General features: G+C 70.1%; 3 protein-coding genes. 1 reads left to right on the top strand and 2 read right to left on the bottom strand.

Annotation, left to right across the window (positions count from 1 at the left end; genetic code table 11):
- Positions 1-552, bottom strand: a 552-nt coding sequence (locus tag EJK15_RS68375; RefSeq protein WP_240778133.1) for an AraC family transcriptional regulator, incomplete at its 3' end; no start/stop codon positions are given.
- Positions 553-675: 123 nt separating this feature from the next.
- Between EJK15_RS68375 and EJK15_RS68370 the strand changes: the two genes are divergently transcribed.
- The gene (locus EJK15_RS68370) at positions 676-1881 is read left to right on the top strand and encodes an MFS transporter (RefSeq protein ID WP_138720782.1); all 1206 of its coding nucleotides are present in this window, start codon (positions 676-678) and stop codon (positions 1879-1881) included.
- Positions 1882-2206: 325 nt separating this feature from the next.
- Here EJK15_RS68370 and EJK15_RS68360 read toward each other — a convergent pair whose 3' ends face one another.
- Positions 2207-2986, bottom strand: coding sequence for a phytanoyl-CoA dioxygenase family protein (locus EJK15_RS68360; RefSeq protein ID WP_138720781.1), 780 nt, complete (start codon positions 2984-2986; stop codon positions 2207-2209).
- Between the last annotated feature and the right edge of the window lie 277 nt (positions 2987-3263).

Here is a 3263-nt window from a genome sequence, read left to right as displayed (position 1 = left end):
GTGCGGACCGGCGGCGAGCTGGCGGCCGATGCGCATGGCGTGGGCCGCGCCGTACTCCTGGAGGACCTGGTGAAGGCAGAGGTCGAGGGTGGCGGCCGAGGCTCCGGCGGTGGCGACGTCGCCGTGATCGACGTAGATGACGGTGTCGTCGGGGATGACGCGGGGGTGGCGGGCGGCGAGTTCGCCGGAGAGTTCCCAGTGGACGGAGGCGCGGCGGCCGTCCAGGAGGCCCAGGGCGGCGGGGATGAAGATTCCGGCGCAGACGGCGACGATGCGGGCGCCTCGGGCATGGGCTTGGGACACCGCGTGGAGTACGGCGGGCGAGGGGGTGAGGGTCCAGCCCGCGATGACCACGGTGTCGGCGTCGTCGAGGGCTTCGAGGCCGCTGTCCACCTGGATGGGGACGCCGAGGGTGGTGGGGAGGGAGCCGGGGTGTTCGGCGCACAGGCTGAAGCTGTAGTGCTGGGGGATGTCGGGGCCGTGGTAGCCGAAGACGGCTGAGGCGGAGGTGACCGGGTAGAGCTCCTGGTTCGGGGCGACCAAGGCGACCACGCGATGCGGGCTAGGGGGCGTCGGAGGCATTTCCGGGCAATCCAGGAGCATGGCGCAAATGTACCCAATGATGTCATTTGGGACACCGGTGCTCTGATCTGGAAAAATCCAGAATTGGGGCTCATGTGGACAAGGAGCTTCACCCTCTACTTCGGGGCCCGCACGATCTCGCTGCTCGGTGACGCGATGATGCCCGTCGCCTCGGCGCTGGCGATCGGGAAACTCTATGGGATCGCGGGCGTCGGCTACGTGCTCGCGCTCTGGACCGCGTCGGCTGTGCTGGTCATGTTGTTCGGCGGGGTTGTCGCCGACCGGATCGGCGCCCGGCGCTTGATGATCGGCGCGGACGTGGTCAGGGTCGTCACCCAGGGGGTCGTGGCTGTCGCCTTCCTGGATGGTGCTCCGCCGTACGCCCTGTTGCTGGTGATGGCGTTCTTGTCGGGCACGGCCGCCGGGATGTTCGAACCGGGCGTCAACGGCATGGTCCCCCTGGTCGCCAAAGATCCGCAGCGGGCCAACGCGACGCTGAAGATCGCCGAGGCGGTCACCCATCTGGCGGGTCCCGCACTGGCTGGAGTCCTCATCGTCGTCGCCGGGCCGGTCTTCGTCTACACGGTGGACGCCGCGACGTTCCTGGTCAGCGGGGTGTGCCTGCTGCTGGTCCGGGTCACCGTACCCAAGCCGGAGCCCTCCAATGTGCTGAGCGACCTGCGCAGGGGCTGGGAGGAGTTCAAGGCCAGGAGCTGGATGTGGTCGGTCATCCTGGTCTGGGTGTTCTGGGGCGTTCTGGTGGTCGGGCCGTACGTGCCGCTGTCGTCGCAGGTCATCGGGGCCGAATACGGCTGGGTAATGGCGGCGCTCGGCCTCGGCACTGTGCTGGGCGGGCTGGTGGCGATCAGGCTCAGGCCGCGCAGGCCGCTGGCGGCCGGGGCGGTGGCGCTGAGCGGGTACGTGGCGGTGCCGCTGACGGTCGCGCTCGGGCTGCCGCTGCCGCTGCTGATGGCCGGGCACCTGCTCGGGGGGTGCGCGTGGGCGTTCTGGTCGGTGATGTGGTCGACCAGCGTGCAGACGCAGGTCGCGCCGGACGTGCTGAACCGGGTCAACGCCTACCAGGTGGCCGGGTCGGTCGCGGGGATGGCAGTCGGGCAGGCGCTGGCCGGTCCGATCACCGCGCTGGTCGAACCGCGCGCCTTCATGCTGGGGTCGGCCCTGGTGGCGGTCGGCGTGGTGGCGGCGCTGCTGTTGATCAAGCCGGTCAGGCGGCTGGGCCGGGAACCTCAGGAGGCCGGAGGCCAGTCGATCTCGGTCTCGGCCAGCTTGCTGACGTAGTTGGTCATCGTCTGCAGGGCGACGAGCGCGATGATCTCCAGCAACTGCTGGTCGGTCCAGCCCGCCGCGCGGGCCGCCGTGGGGTCGGCGTTGCCGCGGGAGCTACAACCCGCCGGCGGGCCGCCCCTACGACCTGAGGCCCGCCGCGGTGTCGCTGTGGCTCAACGCCGGCGTGCACGCCCCCGAGGTCGCCGAGCGTGCGGGGCACAGTGTGGACGTGCTCCTGAAGATCTACGCCAAGGACATCGACGGCCACCGCGACATCGCCAACCAACCCCGCCATCGACCTGGCCCCTGCCGCCACGCCGGGCGGCCACTGCCACGCCTAGACGAACTTGCCGGCCCCGGCGAACGCCATGTGCTCGCCCGCCACGTACGCCGGGCGCGGCTGGTAGACGTTCACGCCCGGCTCCCCGCGCAGCAGCAGCGCGGACACGAACGGCTGCTGTTCGCTGGTGATCCGGGTCGAGGTCGGGATGTAGCGGATGGTCAGGCCGCAGCGGCGCCTGGGTGAGGTGTTGGCGTTGGAGCCGTGCAGGATGTTCGGGTGGTGCACCTCCACGTCGCCGGGCGACAGCACCAGGTCCACGGCCCGCGACTCGTCCACCGTCACCGCGCTCTCCGAGCCGAGCACGTTGTCGACGTCGTCGCGCAGCCGCAGCTCGTGCAGGTCGTCCTTGTGGGAGCCCGGGATCACCCGCAGGCAGCCGTTCTCCGGCGTGGCCTCGTCCACGGCCAGCCAGAGCGTGACGACGCGCATCGGCTCCAGCGGCCAGTACGCGCCGTCCTGGTGCCACAGGACCGGCTTGCCGGAGAAGGGCGGCTTGCTGATGTAGTGCGAGGCGAACAGCGCGATGTCCGGGCCGACGAACAGCTCGGCGATGTCCAGCAGCCGCTCGTCGCCGACCAGCCGGACCCAGAAGGGGTCCCCGGCGACCAGCTCGGTGGCCAGGTCCTCGCCGAGCCGGTCCGGGTACTTGGCCTGGAGCCAGGCGACGTGATCGCTCGCCTCGGCCATCAGGTCGCGGTCGAGGACGTTCCGGAAGATCGTGTAGCCGTCGCGGTCGTAGTCCTGGAGGGTCCGGTCGACTTCCGTGATCACCATGTGCTCCTCTGGAGGCGCGGGGAAGGGCGTCGATCCGGATTCTTCGGTCTCCTCGCCATGAGTTACTAGTACTCGCCGCTCCATAACTATTAATTTCCTGATATGCCGACCATCCTGCGCTGGGTCGAGTTCGCGGCCGGCCTCCCGTACCACGCGGCTCTGGTGCCGGTGACCGGCAGCCGCCGCGACCGGCCCGAGCCGCACACGCACGCCGACTTCCACGAGCTCGTGTTCGTGACCGCGGGGGAGGGCACGCAGCGGTTTTGGGGAGGTGGGC

It is taken from the genome of Nonomuraea basaltis (assembly GCF_005893125.1).
GTDB lineage: Bacteria > Actinomycetota > Actinomycetes > Streptosporangiales > Streptosporangiaceae > Nonomuraea > Nonomuraea basaltis.
Note: the sequence above shows the minus strand (reverse complement) of the source record. Positions and strands in the feature narration are given on the sequence as shown.

What these genes read in the sequence shown, in the direction of transcription:
- EJK15_RS68370 (WP_138720782.1), top strand. Translation starts at nt 676, where the DNA reads ATGTGGACAAGGAGCTTCACCCTCTACTTCGGGGCCCGCACGATCTCG.
- EJK15_RS68360 (WP_138720781.1), bottom strand. Translation starts at nt 2,986, where the DNA reads ATGGTGATCACGGAAGTCGACCGGACCCTCCAGGACTACGACCGCGAC.